At 34.5% G+C, this 23756-nt stretch carries 27 protein-coding genes and 1 riboswitch; of the genes, 5 read left to right on the forward strand and 22 right to left on the reverse strand.

Annotated elements, in window-relative coordinates:
* Positions 1 to 70 precede the first annotated feature (70 nt).
* Positions 71 to 304, reverse strand: coding sequence for a spore germination protein (locus M014_RS0123235; RefSeq protein WP_081811113.1), 234 nt, complete (start codon positions 302 to 304; stop codon positions 71 to 73).
* A gap of 153 nt (positions 305 to 457) precedes the next feature.
* Between M014_RS0123235 and M014_RS0123240 the strand changes: the two genes are divergently transcribed.
* Entirely contained in the window at positions 458 to 1486 is a 1029-nt protein-coding gene (locus M014_RS0123240; RefSeq protein WP_026593839.1) for a YdcF family protein, read from the forward strand.
* Between the two features lie 59 nt (positions 1487 to 1545).
* Here M014_RS0123240 and M014_RS0123245 read toward each other — a convergent pair whose 3' ends face one another.
* A complete protein-coding gene (locus M014_RS0123245) occupies positions 1546 to 2409 on the reverse strand; it encodes a LysR family transcriptional regulator (protein WP_026593840.1) in 864 nt (287 codons plus the stop codon).
* A 99-nt stretch (positions 2410 to 2508) separates the two neighbouring features.
* On the opposite strand from M014_RS0123245, the gene M014_RS0123250 reads away from it, so the two are divergent.
* Entirely contained in the window at positions 2509 to 3648 is a 1140-nt protein-coding gene (locus M014_RS0123250) for an MFS transporter (protein WP_026593841.1), read from the forward strand.
* Positions 3649 to 3705: 57 nt separating this feature from the next.
* Here the strand turns inward: M014_RS0123250 and M014_RS0123255 are convergent, their stop codons facing one another.
* From M014_RS0123255 to M014_RS0123270, 4 genes are all read right to left on the reverse strand, one after another.
* Positions 3706 to 4515, reverse strand: a complete 810-nt coding sequence (locus M014_RS0123255) for a DUF4247 domain-containing protein (protein ID WP_026593842.1) — start codon at positions 4513 to 4515, stop codon at positions 3706 to 3708.
* A 12-nt stretch (positions 4516 to 4527) separates the two neighbouring features.
* Complete coding sequence (locus M014_RS0123260) at positions 4528 to 5034, reverse strand: DUF4178 domain-containing protein (protein WP_026593843.1); 507 nt, start codon at positions 5032 to 5034, stop codon at positions 4528 to 4530.
* 21 nt (positions 5035 to 5055) lie between these two features.
* Entirely contained in the window at positions 5056 to 5460 is a 405-nt protein-coding gene (locus tag M014_RS0123265; protein ID WP_026593844.1) for a DUF350 domain-containing protein, read from the reverse strand.
* Between the two features lie 78 nt (positions 5461 to 5538).
* A complete protein-coding gene (locus M014_RS0123270) occupies positions 5539 to 6204 on the reverse strand; it encodes a PspA/IM30 family protein (RefSeq protein WP_026593845.1) in 666 nt (221 codons plus the stop codon).
* Between the two features lie 411 nt (positions 6205 to 6615).
* Here M014_RS0123270 and M014_RS0123275 point away from each other — a divergent pair, with 411 nt between their 5' ends.
* On the forward strand, positions 6616 to 7194 hold the full coding sequence (locus M014_RS0123275; protein ID WP_026593846.1) for a lipoprotein BA_5634 family protein: 579 nt from the start codon (positions 6616 to 6618) through the stop codon (positions 7192 to 7194).
* A gap of 39 nt (positions 7195 to 7233) precedes the next feature.
* On the opposite strand, the gene M014_RS0123280 is transcribed toward M014_RS0123275, so the two are convergent.
* Genes M014_RS0123280 through M014_RS0123290 form a run of 3 tightly spaced genes read right to left on the reverse strand, consistent with a single transcriptional unit; the run spans position 7234 to position 9630 of the window.
* Entirely contained in the window at positions 7234 to 7401 is a 168-nt protein-coding gene (locus M014_RS0123280; protein WP_026593847.1) for a FeoB-associated Cys-rich membrane protein, read from the reverse strand.
* A gap of 16 nt (positions 7402 to 7417) precedes the next feature.
* Positions 7418 to 9406: a ferrous iron transport protein B gene (feoB, locus tag M014_RS0123285; protein ID WP_026593848.1), complete on the reverse strand. Its 1989-nt coding sequence runs from the start codon at positions 9404 to 9406 to the stop codon at positions 7418 to 7420.
* Complete coding sequence (locus tag M014_RS0123290) at positions 9403 to 9630, reverse strand: FeoA family protein (protein ID WP_026593849.1); 228 nt, start codon at positions 9628 to 9630, stop codon at positions 9403 to 9405. The genes feoB and M014_RS0123290 overlap by 4 nt, the downstream gene beginning before the upstream one ends.
* Before the next feature lie 191 nt (positions 9631 to 9821).
* Positions 9822 to 9923: riboswitch (TPP riboswitch) on the forward strand.
* Positions 9924 to 10018: 95 nt separating this feature from the next.
* Between M014_RS0123290 and thiT the strand changes: the two genes are divergently transcribed.
* Positions 10019 to 10621: an energy-coupled thiamine transporter ThiT gene (thiT, locus tag M014_RS0123295; RefSeq protein ID WP_026593850.1), complete on the forward strand. Its 603-nt coding sequence runs from the start codon at positions 10019 to 10021 to the stop codon at positions 10619 to 10621.
* A 223-nt stretch (positions 10622 to 10844) separates the two neighbouring features.
* Here thiT and M014_RS0123300 read toward each other — a convergent pair whose 3' ends face one another.
* The 5 genes from M014_RS0123300 to M014_RS0123320 form a co-directional block, all read right to left on the reverse strand.
* Positions 10845 to 12644: a sensor histidine kinase gene (locus M014_RS0123300; RefSeq protein WP_026593851.1), complete on the reverse strand. Its 1800-nt coding sequence runs from the start codon at positions 12642 to 12644 to the stop codon at positions 10845 to 10847.
* On the reverse strand, positions 12641 to 13330 hold the full coding sequence (locus tag M014_RS0123305) for a response regulator transcription factor (RefSeq protein ID WP_026593852.1): 690 nt from the start codon (positions 13328 to 13330) through the stop codon (positions 12641 to 12643). Before M014_RS0123305 ends, M014_RS0123300 begins: the two co-directional genes overlap by 4 nt.
* Before the next feature lie 52 nt (positions 13331 to 13382).
* Positions 13383 to 14003 carry a class D sortase gene (locus M014_RS0123310; protein ID WP_026593853.1) on the reverse strand — a complete coding sequence of 207 codons (621 nt, stop codon included), beginning with the start codon at positions 14001 to 14003 and terminating at the stop codon, positions 13383 to 13385.
* 94 nt (positions 14004 to 14097) lie between these two features.
* Positions 14098 to 14547: an LPXTG cell wall anchor domain-containing protein gene (locus M014_RS0123315; RefSeq protein WP_026593854.1), complete on the reverse strand. Its 450-nt coding sequence runs from the start codon at positions 14545 to 14547 to the stop codon at positions 14098 to 14100.
* A gap of 230 nt (positions 14548 to 14777) precedes the next feature.
* Positions 14778 to 15110 (reverse strand): hypothetical protein, encoded by a 333-nt coding sequence (locus M014_RS0123320; RefSeq protein WP_026593855.1) that lies wholly within the window; start codon positions 15108 to 15110, stop codon positions 14778 to 14780.
* A 247-nt stretch (positions 15111 to 15357) separates the two neighbouring features.
* Between M014_RS0123320 and hpt the strand changes: the two genes are divergently transcribed.
* Positions 15358 to 15888, forward strand: coding sequence for a hypoxanthine phosphoribosyltransferase (gene hpt, locus M014_RS0123325; protein WP_026593856.1), 531 nt, complete (start codon positions 15358 to 15360; stop codon positions 15886 to 15888).
* Between the two features lie 205 nt (positions 15889 to 16093).
* Here the strand turns inward: hpt and M014_RS0123330 are convergent, their stop codons facing one another.
* The 8 genes from M014_RS0123330 to M014_RS0123365 all read right to left on the reverse strand — a co-directional run bounded on the left by M014_RS0123330 (position 16094) and on the right by M014_RS0123365 (position 23698).
* A complete protein-coding gene (locus M014_RS0123330; protein ID WP_026593857.1) occupies positions 16094 to 16693 on the reverse strand; it encodes a DedA family protein in 600 nt (199 codons plus the stop codon).
* The gene (locus M014_RS0123335; RefSeq protein ID WP_026593858.1) at positions 16693 to 17259 is read right to left on the reverse strand and encodes a class I SAM-dependent methyltransferase; all 567 of its coding nucleotides are present in this window, start codon (positions 17257 to 17259) and stop codon (positions 16693 to 16695) included. Before M014_RS0123335 ends, M014_RS0123330 begins: the two co-directional genes overlap by 1 nt.
* Before the next feature lie 161 nt (positions 17260 to 17420).
* Positions 17421 to 19370, reverse strand: a complete 1950-nt coding sequence (locus M014_RS0123340; protein WP_026593859.1) for an ABC transporter permease — start codon at positions 19368 to 19370, stop codon at positions 17421 to 17423.
* The gene (locus M014_RS0123345; RefSeq protein ID WP_026593860.1) at positions 19357 to 20127 is read right to left on the reverse strand and encodes an ABC transporter ATP-binding protein; all 771 of its coding nucleotides are present in this window, start codon (positions 20125 to 20127) and stop codon (positions 19357 to 19359) included. The genes M014_RS0123340 and M014_RS0123345 overlap by 14 nt, the downstream gene beginning before the upstream one ends.
* A gap of 266 nt (positions 20128 to 20393) precedes the next feature.
* Positions 20394 to 21968, reverse strand: coding sequence for a putative ABC transporter permease subunit (locus M014_RS0123350; protein WP_026593861.1), 1575 nt, complete (start codon positions 21966 to 21968; stop codon positions 20394 to 20396).
* Positions 21958 to 22674, reverse strand: a complete 717-nt coding sequence (locus M014_RS0123355) for an ABC transporter ATP-binding protein (protein ID WP_026593862.1) — start codon at positions 22672 to 22674, stop codon at positions 21958 to 21960. The genes M014_RS0123350 and M014_RS0123355 overlap by 11 nt, the downstream gene beginning before the upstream one ends.
* Before the next feature lie 122 nt (positions 22675 to 22796).
* The gene (locus M014_RS0123360) at positions 22797 to 23429 is read right to left on the reverse strand and encodes an SdpI family protein (RefSeq protein ID WP_026593863.1); all 633 of its coding nucleotides are present in this window, start codon (positions 23427 to 23429) and stop codon (positions 22797 to 22799) included.
* A complete protein-coding gene (locus M014_RS0123365; RefSeq protein WP_016116817.1) occupies positions 23426 to 23698 on the reverse strand; it encodes an autorepressor SdpR family transcription factor in 273 nt (90 codons plus the stop codon). Before M014_RS0123365 ends, M014_RS0123360 begins: the two co-directional genes overlap by 4 nt.
* Positions 23699 to 23756 lie beyond the last annotated feature (58 nt).

The following is a 23756-nucleotide window of genomic DNA, read 5'->3' on the forward strand; positions in this document are numbered from 1 at the left end:
ACCAACAGTTTTTATTGAAATTGTATTATATAACGTATACAACAATTCTATACAATTTTACATATTACGTTTAAAGCGTAGTTAGTATTACTTGATCATCCTTATCATTATCATACACATCTGTAGCACTAATTCCATTAAAAGCTTTCACAGAAAATCCTACATTAGACGATCCAGAACCGTTATATGCTTTCGTTTGTTCGATTGGATGTACATTATATTTATCACCTAAATTAATGGTCCCATTGCAGTTTTCAATAACTACACCATCGATAACAGCAGGCATACTATCACTCACTTTCATTATGTTATTTTCAGTTTATGAAAAGAGCCTAAAAAAATAGCATGTTTACAGTAAAAAAGATATTCTACAACATTTAACTACGTTATTTATAAAATGTAATATATAATAAATGAGGCCATTATTCATAAAAAAATTGAGGTGTTTACAAAATTGATGTTTTTTGGAAGTATTACGCTTATTTTATTCCTTATTTTTCTATTCTTTTATGTAAAAGATCCCAGAAGCTTATTAATCGGATTTCTATTCAATTTATTCTTTTGTTCATCCCTTATCCTTTTCCTTTATTTAGGTCTCAGCTCGAATAATGGGATACTTAGATTCGTTGCAATCATACCATTTTTAATTATTCTTTTTATGTTATCCTTTGGTATATTCGCTTTAATGATTGGACTATTTCTTAATGCAAGAATCTTGATGAGAAAAGAAGGCCGACGTTTTTCTAACTGTTTAACTTTGATTGCTGGGTTAGGTATTTTATGCACTATGCTATTCTCACTATTGGATCCAACACGATTTTTATCTCCTCATTTCCAGCCGATCTTTACAGGAGTATTTTTCATTAGTGTCTATTTCTTTTTCCATATATCAACTTTCTTAACAGCTTATTTTCTGTATCAATTTAACAGACCACGGCGTAATCAAGATTTCATTATCGTTCTTGGCAGTGGATTAATTAACGATAAAGTACCACCACTTTTAGCAAGTCGAATTAATAAAGCAATTGATTTTTACTGGAAACAGGCTGCTGTCACTACTCCGCCCACAATCATTTTTTCTGGTGGACAAGGACCAGATGAAAATCTTCCTGAAGCTGAAGCGATGCAAAAGTATGCTGTTGAAAAGGGTATTCCGATTGAACATACCATACAAGAAAATCGTTCCGTCAATACGTATCAAAACATGCTCTTCTCAAAACAAATTATGGATTCATTAAAAGACAAGTATAAGAGCATCTTTACAACGAACAACTTTCATCTATTCCGCGCTGGCTTATATGCAAAGCAAGCTGGATTAAATAGCCAAGGAATCGGTTCCAAAACTGCTTTCTATTACTGGCCAAATGCGATGATTCGAGAATATATTGCAATCGTTGTAATGAGTCGGAAGCGTCATATGAGGGTCGTAGGAGTTATTTTAGGGTTCGCTGTCTTTTTATCAGCCATGAGCTTTTTATTTAGTTAATTTATACCGGAAAAGCCATCCTTTCGAAAAAGGGGGGCTTTTTTAGTTTTCATACAGCCTTAGGAACGGATCGATAATTGATTACATGTAAAAAAAGCATCAATGATAGGCGATCTTTCTTTAAATGCTAAATGAATATAACGATATTGTTTTTGCTTTAACTTTTTCATTTCAATATCTTTATGTGACTTAAAAAATAATTCTGGCCCCATTGTAATCCCGATATTTTGTGATACCATATTAACAATCGTTTCACAATTTAGTACCTCTAATATGATATTGGGACATACTTGGTGATCAGATAAATTTTTTATTACTAATGGCTGATACGGCCCTTTTGGCATAATAAAGTCCATTCCATCAACTTGCCTAATATCAATTACTTTTTGATTCGTTAACGGATGATTTTTCGGTAATCCTAATACGATTTCATCTTTGCTAACTGGGATTGATTGTATTTGTTTTTTTACATCTGATTCTAAAATAAACCCTATGTCCACTGTGCCATTATCAATCCACTCGATTACTTCTCCATATGTACCCTCAAATAATAAAACTTTAATACCCGAGTAACTCTGTTTAAGATGTAATAACATAGGCGGTAATATTTGTGATGCTGCACTTGTAAACGCCCCGACTTTGAGCGTACCCTCCAATCTCTTATTTTGTATAGATACTTCTTGTTTAATCGCCGCTTCGCTCTTCAATACATTTTGAATATGTGGAAAAATACGATTTGCAAACTCGGTTCTTCTAATTTCAGCCTGCTTATTTCTGTGTAATAAAGGATGACCAAACTCTCTTTCTAAACTAGCAATCGCATGACTCACAGCTGATTGTGTCATGTTTAATTGCTCTGCCGCTCTAGTAAAATTCCCTAACTCTACTACTTTTTGAAACACTTCATATCTAGCTATAGTCATGAGTTTTACTCATACCCTCCATTCAAAATATGAATTTCACTAATTTTATTATACTCGTTACGATAAAAATAGACCAATTCATCTAAGGGAGGATTCACTTTGAGCAAAATATTATTATTAACTTTTGGAATGTTTGCATTAGGAGTAGATGCTTATATAATGGCAGGCATTTTGCCCCAAATTGCTGATGATTTTCATGTTTCAATTGGAACAGCTGGGCAAACCGTAGGCATATTCACAATTTGTTATGCGATTGCAGCTCCTTTGTTTGCTACATTTATGAGAAAAGCGAATACAAAACATACGTTATTAGCAGCATTATTCCTTTTTACACTCTCGAACTTTATCACCGCTGTTACCCATCAATTTATTGTTCTATTAATTTCTAGAGGAATAGCCGGCATAGGCGCAGGTATATACGCGCCATTAGCATCAGCTGCTGCTGTTACATTCGTTTCTGAAAAACAAAAAGGAAGAGCTTTAAGTACCATTTTACTTGGAATGAGCGCCGGAACTGTAATTGGTGTTCCATTCGGTATATATATTGCATCAGCTTATGACTGGCGCATGGCAATGTGGTTTATCGTTACCGTTGGGGTAATCGGGATATTTGCTCTCTTTGCTAAATTCCCTATGATAGAATCTAGCCCTTTGCCGACATTAGAAGAGCGGCTAAGTATGTTCAAAAACAAAAAAACTTCACTTGTCATGCTTATCACCATGATATTAAGTTTTTGCAGTTTAGGCTTGTATACATACTTAGATACCATCGTTGTTTCATATGGATTTCAGAAGTCGATCCTCTTTATTTGGATGTGGGGTATCGGCGGGATTGCAGGAAGTTTTGTAATTGGATTGATAATAGATTTGTATAAGAAACCAAAGATCGTATTAATGTACTTAATGTGTATCATGTTTTTCTCATTTATATTTATGAGTCTTTTCCATGGAAGTGCCGTATTATTGGCCCTTTGTTTAATCCTTTGGGGTGGTACCGGATGGGCAACACTCGCTACTCAACAAAAAATACTTTTAGAAATTAGCCCAGAGCATGCAACCATTTCAATTGCCTTACTGAGCTCGATCAATTATTTTGCTGGCTCAATAGGCACAATGGCAAGTGGAGTATTTTTAGAGAAGGGCGTAGACCCTATCAATTTACCTTATATATTAGGTGGAATATTACTTTTGGCTATCGGAGGACAGATTCTGTTTATAGGTAAGGAAATTGTAAAATAGGCGTAAATAATCATAAAAAATCCCAAGAAGCATCTACTCTGCTCCTCGGGATTTCCTTTATCTTCTCTTCGTAATTTTCCCTGAACCGCCAACCCTTGTTTTAGGGGGAGACGTATTCTTCGGCGGGCTTTTAATCGATGATTTCGGTTTTACATCAGATTCAGTAGAACCGCCTGGTGATTTGATAATCTTTCCCTTATTCTCTGTAGACGGTGGAACCGTTTTAGTTTCTTTTTCTATAATGCTTCCTTTATCTCCTACAGAGGTCTTTGGATCTACTTTATCACTTCTCTTAATAATAGAACCTTTACCTTGCTTTGTAATAGGCGGCGGTGTCTTCTTCTCTTCTTTCGTAGGCGGTCTTTCTGGAATAACCGGTTTATGATTTTTCCGATCTGTATATCCGCGGTAATCACCATGATACGATTTACGTGAATCAAATATATCGTCTAATATACTTGCCAAAATATAACCTTGTAAGAAAGATGGCTGGTAATTTTGGCGCACATATTCTGTATTACTTATTTCAATAATGGTATCTGATGGTTTTTCTTTATCCTTTTGCAAATTATACATTTTGTCAGGATAAACGAGAAACATCTGGTTTTCATCTTCTTTAGATGCTTGCTTGGGCTTATTTTCATCAATCAGTTCTTTTGCAATCTCTGGAACTGATTTATTGGCAGCCCTATATACATATGACTCTTGCTTACCATCTTTTGCAACGGATTCTAACGGGTAACGGTCCTGAATCGATTTCTCATTTTGACACCCTGATAATACAAACCCAGCAATTACAAGTAACGTAACAATGGCAAGGATAGGGATGAAGAACGATTTAATCATGGTAAACAATCGGTTTGACATGATTAAGCCCCCTTACGTTGCCCTTATAATTTGTACATCAGCAGAAAGAATCGCTTCTCCCTCATACATCATTGTACGTCCATCTTGCCATTCAATACGAAGTAACTTTCTATTATCAGATTGAAACTCCCACACATATTGTTCATCAGAGACAGCAAACGGTGTTTTTCCCATCGCAACAACACGTCCGTTATATCGTTCTTCCATATGGTACTCGATATCATCCATTTCAATCGTCGTTGGGATCTCCTCTACGGAATCTAAACGGCCATCAATTGGTGTATACAGCTTATAATAAGTACTTTCACGGTTTTCGATTTTTAAATAGCGAATTGTTTTCCCGTCCTGTAATGTTAAAACAATTTCATTACGAGAATGCAGGCTTGTTTTTCCGGTCACTTCATACATTACTAATGAAACTTCAACCATATCGCCAGGTGCTAACGTGAGTAAGGATTTCTCTGGTTTCACAGGCTCCGGACTTTTCATTATATTTTTAATTCGTTTGAATAAACTCATGATCTATCCCTCCTTTTCTCTTTATAGACAAGCTGCTAAAATGAGGGCCCCAACAATATGTAATGAACCGGCTAATAAAGCATGAGTCACATGACCTTGCTTCGTCCCCTCTTCTAAATCTAAATCTACCAGCTTTTTCAAAATAAACTCAATAAACATTTCAACAACTAATAAAATAACGAAAGAAACAGCGGATGCAAGAAGCGCTTGCCATAGGTCGTTTGCTTTCATAATCGATTGTGACAAAATATATCCTTGTGCAAACAACTTCATAATAAAACGTGTTGTAACTGCCATATTTCCTTGTTTTATTTCTGCTACATCATTGTACTTTGTAAAAATAGAATCAACCCACATAAGTGCAAATAACAGAACAGCACTTGCTCCTGTCCATACGAGCATGGCTAACACATTCATCCATGTCATTACAAAACCTCCTCTAAAAGATAATAGAAAACCGACATGGTTTATTTCAGACATGTCGGTTCCTGTGTCTATTCTATATTATTTCTCATACTGCTTCATAATACGTGCTAGTTCATCATCCACAGCTGAGTTTTTATTTAAAGCCGCAAATTCATCATCTAACGACTTTTCTTGTTTATAAATTTCACCGCTTGCCTCTGCTTCAGCTTCTAATTGAAGAGCCTTTTCTTCCATACGGCTCAGACCAGCTTTTGCAGTATTGGCATCAAATCCGGACATCGCTTGATTAATGCTCTTTTGTGCCTTCGCTGCGTTTACACGCGCTACAAGTGTTTCACGTTTATTTTTTAGCTCTGTTAATTGCTTGCGCATTTCTTCTAATTTTGCACGAAGGTTATCTGCTGCTGCTTTATTTTGCTCGTAGCTTGCTTTGTATTCATTCATCTTCTGTTCTGCATTTTGCTTTTCTTCTAACGCACGGCGCGCAAGATCAATATTATTTGCTTGAACTGCCATATGTGCTTGTTCTTCACGTTTCTTCACAAGTGCTTCTTGCTCTTCAAACAATAATTTAAACTTTTTCTCAAGCGCGATTTGAGCCGCTACACTCTTCTCAGCTTCTTGTACATCTTGCTGCATATCACGTAAATATTGATCCGTCATCTTAACTGGATCTTCTGCTTTCTCAATTAACGCATACACATTTGACATCGTTAAATCTCTTAATCGTTTAAAAACAGACATGTAAATTCCTCCTATGGATTACCTCATATTTCAAACTTACTCCACGTAAAAACTTTCCTTTACAGTAAGAATATTCATTTTCAAATCCTATGTGTTTATTATATCAAAACTAAGATGTCCTTACATGTTATTTACCAAATATACAATCTATAATCTGACATTGTTATTGCAATATGTACCCATACTATAAATTTCATCTTTATATTTTCTTTTTCCTATCACATTTTTAACTCTTTTCAATGCATTACATTATTGTAATGTTACTGTAAGCTAACTCGATAGTTACAAAAACGTTATTCTTATAAAATGAAATCAGAAGCCGAGGTTAAACAAAAAACAATTTTGCTTCTCTAAATTTAAAAAACATTAACATTTGTATTTACTATAACGTATAAAAAAGGAGACAAGAAAATGAAAAAACTAGTAGGTATTGGGTTAGCAGCAGCAATTTCATTAGGAGCATTATCAGGCTGTTCTTTATTAGGAGAAAAAGCAAATGGTATGGTTACTTACGGAAGTGAACAACAAATTAATCAAGTAATCGATAAAAACAAATCTGATATCAAAGAAAAGAATACGTACAAAATGAAACTTGCGACATTAGAAGGTAAAAAAGTACTTGTAATGGATAAAAAGACTGGTGAAGAACTAGTGAAAAAAGAATTGATTAAGAAAGTTGAAAAAGAAAATACAAAAGCAATTGATAAATTACCAGCAGTAACAACGGACCAAGGTGTATTATTCGCGAAAGAAGAAGTAGCAAACGCAACAATTGATGGAGCGAAATTAAAATACGAAGGTAATACAATCATCGGTGACGCCCGTTCTTACGCGGATATGTTTGCTATTGTAGATGACGCTGCATACGGAAAAGTAAATGGTGAAGAAAAATCTGTAGGTGTACTGAAATTTGCTAAAGACCCTAAAGATAAAATCCAAGATACTACGAAAGAAACAGAAGCTGTACAACTTGTTAAAATCAAAAAGTAATTCATAAAAAAAGCTTTGCGAATTTCGCAAAGCTTTTTTCTATTTATTAACTACTTGCTCCATATCAGGACTACAACTATTCGACTGACATGACTTATTTAAGGAACATGCTGCGCACTTCCCTTTTTTACTTCTCTTCACAAAATTGAATAATGTATATCCTGCATAACCAAAAATGACAGCTCCAATGACAATATTGATTATCATTATGATACATCTCCTTCTAGAATCCGAGTAAAGATCCAACTTGGTATATAACGAGCGTTAATAGATAAGCAACAATAAGTGGATAAACAACAGAGAAAATTGTCCACTTTATAGATCCTGTTTCACGGCGAATAACAGCTACTGTTGCCAAGCACGGAACGTATAACAAAATGAAGAACATGAATGCATATGCTGATAACGCAGTATAGTGCGCTCCCATTACATTTCCTAATACATCTTCTTTCACCGCATAAATAATGGCCATTGTAGAAACAACAACTTCTTTTGCTAAAAATCCTGTTAATAAAGATGCCGCAGCTTGCCATGTTCCAAAACCGAGCGGTGCTAAAATCGGTGCCACAAAACCACCAATCATCGCTAAGAAACTATCTCCCATATCTACGCCAAATCCTGATGGACCTGCATAATTTAATAACCAAATCACAACGGAACCACCAAAGATAAATGTACCCGCTTTACGAACGAAACCTTTTCCTTTTTCCCACGTACTAAGCCATAATGTTTTTGCTTGGGGCACACGATAAGGTGGAAGTTCAATAACAAAAATTGATTTTTCTTCTTTTAAAACAGTAAGAGACATTATCTTTGTAACAAGCAAAGCAAGAACAATACCAGCAATATATAAAGAAAATACAACAGTCGCTTGGTTATGAGGGAAAAAGACTCCCGCAAATAATGCATATACCGGTAAACGTGCTGAACAAGACATAAACGGCGTTACTAAAATTGTAAGTAGCCTCTCTTTCTCTTGTTCAATCGTTCTTGCCGCCATAATCCCTGGAACGTTACAACCAAAACCGATAATCATTGGAATAAATGCTTTCCCGTTTAAACCAAAGAATTCCATAATACGATCCATCACAACTGCAATACGAGCCATATATCCTGAGTCTTCTAATAACGAAATAAAGAAAAATAATGCAAAGATTTGTGGAACGAATACTAATACAGCACCAACACCGGCAATAATTCCTTCTGTAACGAGCGCTTGAATAAAATCAGAGGCTCCAATAGTTGTTAAACCCGCCGTTACCCAATCGGTGAGTTGACCGCTGAAAAATTCATCCAGCATATCCGATAAAGGTGTTCCAATCCACGTAAACGTAACCTGAAAAATAAAAAACATAACAGCTAAAAAGATTGGAAGTCCTAAAACTTTATGTGTGATTAACTGATCAATTTTTTCTGAAAAAGGAATTTTCCCTTCCTTCTCATGCTGAATCACATTTGTTTTTAACTTTTCAATATACGCTGCACGTGAACGATAAATATGTTGTTCCAGCGTTACATCAATTTCTTCCTCTAATCCTGATCGAATCGCTATAAGTTTTTCATACACCGGCAATTTCTTTACTTCTTGTTCTACTACTTCATTATTGCTTAAAAATTGAAGTGCAAGCCACCTTGGATTCTCATAATTTTCCTTAGTTAAAAACTCCATGATATCTGCAATTCCTGCATCTATTTGTTTACCATATGAAATACTGAAGGGCTTTTGCTCTTTTTGCTCACTCTCATGTAGGGTTGCAAGTAACTCTTTGCAGCCTTTTCCACTTCTCGCAACAACAGGAACAACTGTTACTCCTAATATTTCTGATAACCTGTTCACATCGATAATAATTCCACGCTGCTTTGCTACATCAATCATATTTAAACCGATAGAAACTGGTTTACCAAATTCTAATAGTTGCAATGTTAAATGCATATTGCGCTCAAATTGAGAAGAGTCAACAATATTTAACATATGATGAAATTCTTCTGTTAGTAGAAAATTTGTAACAACACCTTCATCACGAGAAACCGGATTTAAATCATATATACCTGGTAAATCAATTAATGTCCCTTGCTTATCTTTTAACCTACCGACCTTCTTTTCTACTGTTACCCCGCTCCAGTTTCCTACATATTCATAAGAACCTGTTAGCGCATTAAATAATGATGTTTTCCCCGTATTCGGATTCCCTAGCAATGCAACTTTATTCACGCTAATTCCACCTTTATCATTTTCGCGTCACAATGACGAATACTAATTAATTGTCCACGGCACTCTAGCGTACATGGTCCCTTAAACATTGCTTTTTGTTTCATACGAAGTTCACTTCCTTCTGAAAGACCAAACGCAGCTAATCTACGCTTTAATAACTTATCTAACGATTGTATATTTTTTACAAGTACTGTTTCACCTATTTTAATATCAACTAAACTCATAATCTTCCCCCTCGAAGAGAATGATAATTATTTTCATGAAAATTATATCATATTCTATGAATCAAGTACTATAGCTTTCCCTTCATAGTTATTAACATTTTTGCACAATTATATTTAAATAATTGTCATAACAGATTCATTTGCCATTCTCATCCATTTCAATTACACTGAACCTAACAAATAAAGAATCTCGTTATCACAGGGGGAGCCTCGTTGCTGAGAGGGAACAATTCGTTCCGACCCTTAGAACCTGTTAGTTAATGCTAACGTAGGAATTGTGCAAGCGTCGAAATACATATACCTCATCATTTTCTACTTACGTATTTCATATCTCCCTATGGTAAATTATTCTTTTTTTGTGCAACTAAGATTTAGGGGGAATAAGAACATGCGTAACACCAATTTACAAGCGATGATTGAATCTGCAATCCTTGCAGCCTTCGCCTTAATCATCGACATTTTACCAATCTCAATTAAACTTCCAACAGGCGGTTCCATTTCATTTGCTATGATTCCTATTTTTATTATCGCATACCGCTGGGGATTTAAAACGGCTTTCTTCGGTGGCTTAATTTGGGGGCTACTGCAAATTGTATTCGGAGATGCTTATATTTTAACGCCAGTTCAAGCGTTTATTGAGTACTTCGTTGCATTTGCTTTTATCGGTTTTGCTGGATTATTTTATCAACCTATTCAGCAATCAATGGCGAATAATCAAGGTAAGAAAGCAATGGTCTATATTGTTATTGCTACACTCATTGGTAGCTTAGCACGTTATTTCTGTCATTTTATTGCCGGGGTTATCTTTTTTGGGAAATACGCACCGCCTGGACAATCAGCTGTTCTTTATTCATTGATTGTGAACGGTAGTACAATGCTTGGTTCTTTCGCTTTATGTACAGCTTTACTAATGCTTCTATTTACAACAGCTCCACGCTTATTTAAAAGTATTGGTGCACATAATTTGAATTCAAAAAATACGGTTGCCTAAATGGCAATCTTATTTTTTATTTAATGAGTTATGTCAATAATAAAAACAATAAATACACATAAGAATATAAATACCATTACACTTAGTAAATTACTATTCATGGCTAATCTACTCCTTGTAAACCTTATTTTTTATATAAATTATACGTGTAGAATATAAAGATAAAGTAAAGATGCTATCAAAATAAAATTAAGAAATAATAAAAAAGTGTAGAATTTCGTTTCTACACTTTTTTATGTAAATAAAAGTAAAACAGTACACCATCTACTGTATTATCTACACCATATTCCACACCATGAAGTTCTAAAATATTTTTAGAAATGGCGAGCCCCAGTCCTGTTCCACCTTTTGAGCGCTGACGAGCTGTATCGATCCGATAAAATCGATCCCAAATCTTATCTAATTGTTCCGCTTCAATATGAGCGCCTTTATTTTCTATACAAATCTTTATGCGATTCAGTTCATCTCTTATAGAAATAATAATATCCTTTTTTTCAGGTGTATAACGGATTGCATTCGTTACAAAATTTATAATTACTTGTTCGATACGATGTTGATTTGCAACAACTTCGATTGGCAAAAGGCATTTATGAACATTCAATTCTTTTTTCGCTATTTCTAATGATAGTTGTTCACATATATGCTCAATAACTCCATCAATATAAAAAATATCCATTTTCATTTTATACGTACCAGACTCAAATTTAGCTAACTCCAGCATATCCAAAATTAACATATCCATCTTATCGACTTCTTTTTCCATTGCCTGAAAATAATACTCTTTCTTATGCTCTGCCACCCCATCTTTTAAAATAGAAATGCAACTTTTCATAATGCTTAGCGGAGTTTTCAATTCATGCGAGACACCCGAAATAAATTCTTTTCGTGTGTTTTCTAACTTTCTTTCTTTTTCGATGTCTTGTTCCAATTGTTCAATATGTGAATGGAGCGTATTAGACAACATATTAATATTTTGTGATAAATCACCAATCTCATCTTTTGAAGTAATGGGGATTCTTTCAGTGAAATCTAAATTTGCGATTTTTTTCGTTGTGTCGTTTATTCGTAATAATGGTTTGGCAATTTGTTTTGAATAATAGAAAGAAGCTAGAAAAATAAGTACTAATACAAATGCAATGATATATATATAATAATCCTTCACCATTTGCACCGCTTCATCTACTGGCTGCAAGGAAGCCATTGCGAATATATATGTTAACGAACCATCTTTTTCTTTTATTGGTTTAATTAATAATTTATATTTTATATCATTTTTTTCATAGTCATTTACTCTTAAGGTATCATTATTATCTTCATTTTCATTTAACAGTAATTCTGCTTGAAATTCTTTTATACTTTCCAAAAACAAAGTATTTTTATAAATTGGATTCACTACCCCTTTACTATCAGGCAGTTGCACTTTTGTAATGGTTCCCCCAAAAACAGTACTAGGAAATTGTGCAGCACTTTTTCTTTCCTCTTTCAGCTTAAGAGCCATTTCATTTACTTTCTTATCTAAAGGCTTGTTGGACCAATTTATACTTCCCTTGCTTACATTTAATACAGCAGGGACAAATGTAGAATCTTTATCTATCCCATAAATTGAAATTTGCAACCCTGAAAAATACGGGAGTTTTTCATTTTCAACCTCTTCTATCGCCATCAGATAATAGAGAGGGATTGTAATGTTTGCTTTTCCAAGTTCCTTCTGCGATAGCCGATCCAACTTTACCTCTAAATAAAAATCATCTGCATGTTTTAAATTCCCATCACTATCTAACGTCGTAATCCATGTATTATTTTCTCGATAAAAATCTTGTTCCAGTTTCTGAATAGCTTCAGTGTTACTATTATTCAAATAATCTCTCTCAAAAGAGCTTATATTCGTTTTAATATCGTTCACCTTTCGGTTTGCATAATATTGTTTGAAAAATATTGTTTGTCCAATAAATATTGTTGCTAGAATTAGCATACATAAAGCCGCTGTAAGAATAAATAATTTGAGTACAATCCCTTTTCTCATACATTCCCCTCAAATTTATACCCCATCCGAACAACAGTTGTAATATGCTTTGCTTTATCACCTAATTTATTTCGTAAATTACGAATATGGCTATTCACAGTCCGATCATCACCAGCAAATTCATATCCCCAAATTCTTGAAATCAACTGCTCTCTCGTAAGAACAATCCCCTGATTTTGCATAAAATACGTTAATATTTCAAACTCTGTATGTGTTAAATTAATATCCATTCCATCTATCATAACAACGCGAGAAGGAAAATGAACATAAATTCCATGAATAGATAATGTATCATTTTCATTGTCCGAAGACTTACTTATAGTTGCCCTACTTTCCAGCAATCGTTTCGCCCTTGCCAATAAAATAGGCGGACTATATGGCTTTGTTACATAATCATCTGCCCCTAGCTCAAATCCAAGTAATGTATCATCCTCATCTACACGTGCTGTCAGCATAATAATTGGCACTTGAGACGTCTTACGGATCCTTCGACAAACAGACCAACCATCTAATTCTGGTAACATAATATCAAGAATAACTAAATGAACTTCCTCTTCTTCAAACAAGAATAAAGCTTCTTTTCCATCTCTTGCCTCAAGTACTTGATATTGCTCATTTAAAAAATAATCTTTCAAAATTTCACGTAAAATATCTTCATCCTCAACAATCAAAATTGTTTTTGACATATTCTTCTCCCTCTCTCGTTACTAAATACCAAAAGATAAGAATACTGTAATCTCATCTTGAATCAGTAGCAATCAACTTTGCCTCAATAATATATCGATCCGGTGCATCTCCTATATAATTGAATGGATAGCAGGTCGTTAGCGTTAATGTTGGCTCTTCTTTCTTCACAATGACTGTGCGATCATCCGCATGTGTAATCCATGTTTTTTGAATCTCATAACTATAAATTTTATTATCATATCCTATAATAAGTTTATCTTTCTCTTTCAGCTCTGCTAACTCTGTAAAAACAGTATCACGATGTCCGCTCAACACTGTATGGCCTCGTTCAGAAGGGACTGTTGTAATATCACTAACAAACATACCTACTCCTTTTTTCAAAGTGGTATCATTAGATCCCCAATATACAGAAAACTTCTTCTTTATTTTCGGGATATTTAATAGAGCTACTTTCTCACCTTCTTTATATGACATCTGAGAAGAAGACACTTGAGAATTTATAGGTACTTTAGTAGAATGCTCTTTTGATTGTATTTTTTCAAAATCCTTTATCTCTTCTGTCGTTAAATCTTGCGCAGAACTTTTCCCCTTATACCATTCAAAAGAATAATAACCTCCAATAAGAATACCAATTATTATAAGGGCGAATCCAGTACGATTAAGAAGTGCCACTTTTAATCCCTCCATGCAAAAAATGGTAGGGATATCCTACCATTTTTAATATATGAAATTACCCCATGTTTTATAGACCAATGAACATTTCGTTTTACGATTTAACCTTACGACGATTCAATCCAAACAATGTCCCTAACGCCATAAGGCATGCACTTAATGCTATCATTGCTACACTATTTGATGCTGTATTTGGTAATTTTTCACCTTTTACTGCCTGCTTTTCTATTTCTTTTTTCTCAACTCCATCCTTTTGCTGTGCTTGAATTGCTGCTTCTTTTCTTGCCATATCTTGCTTTTCTTGTGTCTGTACTGCTTCTTCCTTCTTGGCTATCTCATTTTTTTGCTGTACTTGCGCTACTGCCTCTTTCTTTGCTACCTCATTTTTATGTTGTTCCTGAATCGCTGCTTCTTTTTTCGCCATATCTTGCTGTACTTGCGTTACTTCTTCTTTTGTCATTGTGCCAGTAGACGCACTAGCCACTGACGAATACCCTACTGATAAAAGTGCCATCGCACAGATTGGTAAAAGTTTCTTTTTCATTTTATTTCTCTCCTTGTATGCTTTTTCACATCGCATCAGATGTATTTATAGGATATATCCGTTATGTAAATATGAGATGCAGATAAAATGGATTTCTGTTAAAGATTGAATCAATATCATAAATACAATCCCCCGCATATCTGAACGTTTAAAGTGCATCCAAAAAGAACAAAAAAAGCATTGTAGATTCCCTCTACAATGCTTTTTTATGTGTCTCATTATTTCAGTGCCTAATTGTTACTTTCACGTGAATGTAAAGTAAAAGGGTCTGAAGTGATAACTAATTGTCTCGGCTCAGTTTTCTTTAAGTGATTAGTGACGTTACACTTACGACGTTGAACACCCCATGCCTTTATAGGGTTTGTGAAAATGACTCTTCGCTCTTCATTAGGGGTCTCTTCTTCAAACTTACAACTTTCGCTCCGTTTACACCATTTCATTGTAAATATGGAAGAAGAATGATCTTTTTCTCGATCAAACAAATACGAAAAACTCATATCTCCAGCTAATACAACTGTGTTACTAGCTGATAACAAAGCAAAGGTTGTCCAACGTTTCTTCATTCCCTTCTACTCCTTCTTCACATAGAGTGCCTATAGCTTACTTTACCTAAAATGTGCTTGCCTTTTACCTTACATTCATAAGTTTATCCAAAAGACAACTATGTAACTATCGATTTTCCTTACAAATCACCTTACATTTTTGTAAGAAATAAACCTTTATCAAATATGTACTTCTCATTTTTGACTTTTTCCTCTCAATCCTTTACAGTCGAAATGTTCACCAGTTTTACAATCTAGGAGGATTATTATGAACATTGAAATAAAAGACACTTTAATTTCTACAGAATCGTTACAAGCAAAAGTAAAAGAACTAGCACTACAAATTGAACGCGACTTTGAAGGCGAAGAAATCGTTGTAATCGCTGTATTAAAAGGTTCTTTCGTATTTGCTGCTGATTTAATTCGTCACATTAAAAATGAAGTAACTATCGATTTTATTTCTGCATCTAGTTACGGAAACCAAACGGAAACAACAGGAAAAGTTAAGTTATTAAAAGATATCGATGTCAACATTACAGGCAAAAATGTAATTGTTGTAGAAGACATCATTGATTCAGGCTTAACACTTCACTTCTTAAAAGATCACTTCCTTATGCATAAGCCAAAAGCATTGAAATTCTGTACATTACTTGATAAACCAGAACGTCGTAAAGTTGACTTAAAAGCAGAATACGTTGGCTTCCAAATCCCAGACGAGTTTATCGTCGGCTATGGTATTGACTGTGCTGAAAAATATCGTAACTTACCATATATCGCATCGGTTGTTACAGAAAAATAAAACCAAATATAACTTCCATCGATTTCTGATGGAAGTTTATTTATATCGGTTACTAAAGGTTGTTACCTAAAACATTAACAACCTTTTATTTTTTATAAAACATTTCTAAGAAATATTTACACTGTACGTAAAAAGCCCCATGCATCTAGGGGAAACTTTAAAGCCATTGCCATGTACGAAGACAGCTTCATTTTAGATTATTTATTTATGTATTTACTATTCGCTTCTTCTTTTGTAGGTACAAATAAAAAATACTACCTATGACGACAACTACTCCCCCTAAATAGATACCATACTTCGTTGCCAGTTCTACAATCATTTCGATATGTTTTCCAAACAAAGATCCAAGTACGAAATAAAGCAATGTCCAAACAAATCCTGTCGTATAGGAATACAAAGCATACGTTTGAAATCTCATGTTACTCATCCCAACTAAATAGGGTACGATATGTCTAACGACAGGTATAAAATAGCTTGTTACTAATGCATACTGTCCGTATTTACCAATCATTTCTTGTGATTTCAGCAAGTACTTCGCTTTTTTCTTTTCCAACAATTTATCAAGTACTTTAGCACCAAATATCCTTCCAAGTATATAACCTAAAGAGAGGCCTGACACAACGCCCAAATAGGTTAACAAAAAGGCCGGAATTATATTTAGTATGTCCAGCGACGATACAAAGCCACCACTCATCACAATCATTTCATCTGGAACTGGCATACCTACAATCCCAAGCCATAAACAAAAAAATAAAGCCCCGTAACCATACGTCTCAATATAAGATAACAATTCATGTAATTCCATTACGTGCATGCCTTTCTACAACTAAAAACATGAGCTGGAGGAAGGTTCAACCAAACTTTTTTTAGTGAAATTTCCTGAAAAAAGTTTTGGATAAATGCTTTCTTTGCAAGCGAATATTGAAATGTAATGAACTTGCCGTCCTCACTTAATGATTCTATTACGCTGGATAAAATACGAGAAGATACTTCCGTTGGTAAAGATGTAAAGGGTAATCCTGATAATACGTAATCAACCTTCTCTATTTGAAACTCCTTTATATACTTCTTTAGATTCTCCGCTGATCCATGTATGACTAAAACGTTTGGATCATCCTTAAACTGCTCCTGTAACTTTTTGAAAAAAACTTCATTAATTTCAATTAAGATAAATATCGTGTGTTCTTTTTTTCTTTTTATAATCTCTCGTGTAAATGCTCCTGTTCCAGGCCCCAATTCTAGAATATACTTTGCTTCTTCAAAATTAATTGCGCCTACCATCTTTTTGGTTAATCTATTCGAACTAGGTGCAATTGCCCCAGTATTCTTTGGATGCTTCACAAATTCGGTTAAGAATGTAATAAATTGCATTTCTAACCTCTCCCTTTCATTCGGTATTATCTAATATAGCTCCAAGTATAACTATCATTTTTTAAAAAATAGCATGGAAATTTCTTAAGATTTTATGAAGAAATGAACAGGATAGAAAATATAAAAGCAGCTACCGCCTATAGCGATAGCTGCTTTCTTCATTACTTCGCACTCACAATCTTGTAATAAGAACGAACTGTTAAGAAGTAATATCCAATATAAATAACACTATATACACCGATACTCATTAATAATGGGATCAATATTTCAAATGGTAACAAGTTTGATAAGCCTTTTAGCGCAAATAAGCTGTGTAAAATCCCAATTACTAATGGAATTGCAAATATAAAACCTACTTGTTTTGCAATCGCCTTTTTCATTTCTCGCTTTGTAACTCCAACTTTACGAAGTACAACATAACGATCGCGATCTGCACTTGCTTCTGTTAACTGCTTGAAATAAATAATAGAACCTGTTGCAAGCAAGAACACTAAACCTAAGAATAGTCCAATAAACATCATTAACCCTGTCGCTTCAAGTCCTGCTTGGAAACCAGTATAGAAGTCTCTGAATGGTGTTTCAATTTCAGATTTTCCAGCCGGCATGACTTTCGCTAATTTTTCTGTTAGAAATTTACTGTTTCTTTCATCTTTAACATCAATATTTTTCACAACGCGTGTTCCAACTACTTTTTTAGCTTGTTCATATACTTGATCTGGAACAATTACAAATAATTCACCTAAGTTTGTGACATTATTACTTCCTGTACCTTTAATTGCTAGATTCTTTGTTTCTTTTCCAATTGGAAATACGGCTTTATGTCCTTTATAGTCAGCGTTAAACTCATATTCCTCAATATATGAACCATCATATACAAAGGCCTCATCAGCCCCTATATCCACTGTATCTATATTCATCTTTTTCGCAAGGGTATTAAAAGATGATTTCGAGATAAGTTGGTATTGCTCAGTAATTCGATAATGAGTATTTCCAAGCATATCTGCTTGTTTTCCTTCAAACTTTCCTTTCACAGGAACCATCTCAACTTCAAATTGATTTGTAACTGGATGGTTTTTCTTTTCCTCATTAAAAATAGATTCTATTTTATTATCTAATGCTGCATCTTTTTTCTCATACGAATAACTATACGGTGCAAATTCCTTCGCTTGCTTAAATGTGTTGTAATACATCGTAACCGACGTACCGACCGCTGTTAATGTTACCGCACTTAATATCGCAATTGTTGCGAGGGATTTTGCATTTCCTTTAATACGGTACAGTAGTTGGGACGTCGTTACCATGTTCATACCGTTATAGAAAGATGATTTCTTGTTTCTTGCTCGTTTTAATACAAATACTGTAAAGAACATAAATAGTAAGTACGTACCAAGTACTGTTGCAAGTAAAATATAAAGCGCGACTGTCATAAAGTCTGCATATTTAATTGCTTTAATATACATCAGTGATAAGAAATAACCTGAACCGATTAAACAAACTGAAAGTAATGCCATAATCACGGATCCTTTTGGCATCTCTTCCCCTTCACGCTCTGCACGGAAAAGTTCAATTAATTTAAAGCGATAGATTAAACGATACCCTTGCAGTGATGTATAAAGAATGATCACAAAAAAGATAATTGCCGTATCAATAATTGCAGCCATTGGTAATTCAAAATGTACATTTAAATTTAATCCCATCATGCTTACTAATAATTCAAGGAATAACTTTGAAAGTACACTACCAATCGCGATTCCGACTACTAATGACATCAAGCCCATCAGCATATTTTCATAAAATAACATTTTACCAATTTGTCTTTTTCGAATTCCTAGTAGAGAATATAAACCAACTTCTTTTTTACGCTTACGTGTAAAGAATCCATTAGAGTATATAATAAATACCGCTACGAAAATAATCAGCATCACACTTGATACTTGGAATGCTCCACTAATTTTCTTAGAACCTTCCGCTGCTTTTTCCATTTGTGAGTTATACTCAAGCGCCTTAAATGTAAAATAAATGACGATGCTAAAGATCATAGATGCAAAATATAAAAAGTAATCCTTAAAATTCCGCTGTATGTTGCGGAGGGCAATACTAGATAATGTCATCTGTCATCCCCCCAGAAATTGCGGACATTACGTCGACTACTTGTTGGAAAAATTGTTTACGTGTTAAGTCCCCGCGATGCAATTCTTTATATAGCTCACCATCTTTAATGAAGATAACACGTTTACAATAACTCGCGGCAAATGCATCATGCGTTACCATTAAAATTGTTGAATTATCATATTCATTTAATGCCTTCATACTTTCTAATAAATCTGTTGCTGATTTGGAATCAAGTGCCCCTGTTGGCTCGTCCCCAAAAATCATACTTGGATTTGTAACGATTGCTCGTGATGCCGCGCAGCGCTGCTTTTGTCCACCAGATACTTGGTACGGGAATTGACTTAAAATATGATCAATACCAAATTTCTTCGCAATCTCCAGAACGCGACGATCAATTTCGCTTGCTTTCACTTTTGATAACGCAAGTGGCAATGCAATGTTTTCTTTCACCGTTAACGTATCTAACAAGTTATAATCTTGGAAAATGAAACCTAAATGATCGCGGCGGAACAATGCTAATTTATCATCATTCATTTTCACAATGTCTTTCCCATCAATTAAGATTTCACCGCTCGTTGCATTATCGATTGTAGAAAGAACATTCAAAAGAGTCGTTTTACCAGATCCAGAAGGTCCCATAATTCCAACGAATTCCCCTTCTTGTACTTGTAAGTTAATACCTTTTAGCGCTTCGAATGTATTTCCGCCTGTATCGTATACTTTTTTAATATTTTTCGCTTCTAATACCGTCTTCATCTCTATATCCCTCACTTCTTCTATTCTCTATTTTCACTATATCTTAACTTCCACTCTTGCCACTATCGATGTTTCTTACACAAACATGACAGTTATGTAAGGGCACTTAGCAGAAGAAAACAAAATTTAACCTTGTGAAATAACTACTTTGCTACTATAACACTGGGACAAAGAGCTATCTATTCATTCTCCTTACAGAAACATTACAATTCTGTAAGGTGGAAAAAAGCGCTCATCTTATCGATGGCGCTTTTTAGACTAACGTTTCACTTTATACTTCTTTTAGATTCATTGTTATACAATGTTGCAGTGATAATCGAGATCATTACAACAACTACAAAAGTAAACAACCTATAGTTTGATATCACAGCTGTACCTACTAGCAAAGCAGGTACGACAGCCATAATCATACCTCCAAACATACCAAGAACAGATCCCATACTCTGTTTCACCACTTGTGTTTCTGACACCCAGTCATAATTGACAAATCGATTATTAATAAAAACACCCCATACTGCTGAAAAAAATGAATATGCAATAGGAGTTATTATGATTAACATAGAAGTCCAAATATCCGCCTTTAAACCTATCATCATAAGGATGCCACTAATAATCGAGGTAGGGATGCTGAGTGAAAGATTCATGAGAATCTTACTGTCATAAATCATTTTAGGTGTTAGGGGCAATGATTTGATAATCCATACGTTTTTTCCCTCTAACGACAATGATACGCATGTTGTACATGTCATAGCAATCATTGCTGAGACAGCAAATGGCGCTACTTTTTGTAAAATCGTTTCGATGCCTGGATATCCGGTGAATTGATTTGGCCCTACTATAACCATCGCAAGTGAGAAAATAGCTGCCATGACAACTCCCATACCAATATTAATCACATATACGGTAGAAGAAAAGAAACGCTTCCGTTCTTTTTTGTATAATGCGATCAATACTGTTTCTTTCTTCATACGATCAATCTTGTAATTTGAAAGCATATGGTACGTAGAGATACCTGTGTTGATTTGTTTATATTTAAGAGCCAGTATTTTTACAAAAAGATAATACCAAATAACTGATATACCAACAAAAAGGATAAAAGCTACAATATTAGCATCGACAATTGCTTTTTGAAAAATGTTAGCTAATGGATATACCTTCACTAACCCCTCTGAAACAGTTGCTCCAATCCCCTCTAAATCTGCAAAACTATATTTCGTATTTCCTTGTTTGAACATAAAGTAACCAAAAATAATGATTGCTGCCAAGCTTAAAATGGTAGTGACTCTATTTGCATATCTAAATTTGGAGGCAATTGCCGTAATACCTGCCCCAAAAACTGCCGCAATTGTTGTCGGAATTAAAGATACTATAAACAGGGTTATGAACCACATCAAGTAAAAAGAAGCTAATGGCCTCTCGTATATACAATAAACAATGCCCATCGGCAGCATGATTATCATTGAAAACAACGTATTTAATACATACAAATACAAAAATCTACTAGCGATAATCGTATCTACACGAATCGGTAAAGACATGACAAAATCATAATCCTTAAAAGCAAAAATCTCACCATTCGCTTTAAACATCGTGAAAAACAAAACTAATACACTACTAATAACAAATGCGTAAACTGGAATTACTTCACCTATCCCCAGTTTTACCAATCCATATGCCGCGCTTCCACAATATAACATCAACATAACAGCCACGAAAGCAATTGATACCGAAATTAAAATTTTATTTTGCTTCTTTTTCTTATCTTTTTCATACTTAAAAGTATTTAGTCCAAGCTGCGTTATCAGACGGATTTTTAAAAGAGCTAGCGAATTATTCTTCATCGGCAAGCACCTTCATAAAGAGCTCTTCTAATGAATGTTCCCTTGTCAAAGACTTTACTTCCCCCGAGATTGCTAGTTTTCCTTTATTAATCATCGCTATCTTGTTACATAATTTTTCTGCTACATCTAATACATGAGTAGAAAAGAAAATGGCACTGCCTGATTCACAAAGTTCCTTCATAACCCCCTTAAGTACAAGAGCCGCCTTTGGATCAAGACCGACAAAAGGTTCATCTAAAACCAATAATTTCGGATGATGCACAACTGCTGATATAATCGCTACTTTTTGTTTCATGCCGTGTGAATAAGAGGATATTAAATCTCCCAAATATGGCGTAATCTCAAAAGCATCCCCATATTCTTGTATCCGTTCCTCTCTGTCTTTTGCCGATACCCCAAAAACATCAGCGACAAAGTTCAAATATTGAATTCCTGTTAATTGCTCATATAAATCTGGATTATCAGGAATATATGCCATTACTTTTTTACACGCAATAGGATCTTTTTTTACTGATTTTCCATCAACAAAAATCTCTCCCTCTTCGAAGTCTATAACACCTACAAGCGACTTAATCGTTGTACTTTTCCCTGCACCGTTGTGACCGATAAATCCAAAGATATCTCCCGCTTGAACAGTTAAACTCAAATCATCTACTGCTCTTTTACCACCTTTGTAGGTTTTGCTAAAATTTATGATTTCTAACATAGGCTCTCCTCCAATCGATTTAAACTGGCGCACAACAAGACTGAATATTCAGACTTCAGTAACTAAAATGACACGCAATAAGCCTTCATCCTTACCACATATCATTAAGTCGTATCTACTATTTATAGTTGTTCCTTTTTATATAAAATATAAGAATATCCATTCGTTAGCACCACAGCAATTAATATCATTGCAAGCATGATATATGATCTCCACTCAGCTGGTACAACAATACTTACAATCATAAGGAGTCCCAAAGCTACAAATACCTTTCCACTAAAACGATGTGTTTTACGCCATACTTCCTCATTACTGAGTGTCCATGGATTACGCATACCCACAAAGAAGTTAGGTTTACACTGTGGTAAATAATTCCCTATCACTAAAAATAAAATACCAACTAATAATTCTGGGATTCGATTTATAAATAAGTTATATCCTAATCCACTGGTGATAATATCTATATTCCCTACAAAAAGCAAAACAAGTATCCCATTATTCATCACCATAAAGCCTTTAGAGAATTTCTCGTAATTTGTTCTCTTTGGATCAATTTTGGGTAAAACATTTAGAAATATATATAAGCCAATCATAATCCCGACCATAGAAATCATTCCGTATAATTTAGAAGAATAACCATCTACCTTACCACCATTCCAATGCGTTGCAATTGTATCCGGCAGATATGGCCAAGCAATCGTCCATGCTACACAAGTTATAAGAATTAATATGATTGCAAAAAGATGTTTTCTCATTTCCCTTCTCCCCCTTTATTCGTAAACGTAAATACCCATGTTAATAAATCTTGAAATACCGTTGTATTTAAAGAATACACAACAAATTGCCCTCTTTTTTCATCTTGAATGAGTTCAGCGTTTTTAAGTGCACTTAAATGATGCGAAATGCTTGGCTTTGTCATATTGAAGTGTTCGGCAATTTCACCAGCCGTTAAATCACCTTCTTTTAATAAATCTAAAATCTTTCGCCTTGTTGGGTCTGCTAATGCTTTAAATGCTTGGTTCAATGTCTTTCTTCCTTTCACTAATTAGACATTTAGATATTTATCTAAATGTTAAAATAAA

It is taken from the genome of Bacillus sp. UNC437CL72CviS29, from assembly GCF_000482345.1.
GTDB classification, from domain to species: Bacteria; Bacillota; Bacilli; order Bacillales; family Bacillaceae_G; genus Bacillus_A; species Bacillus_A arachidis.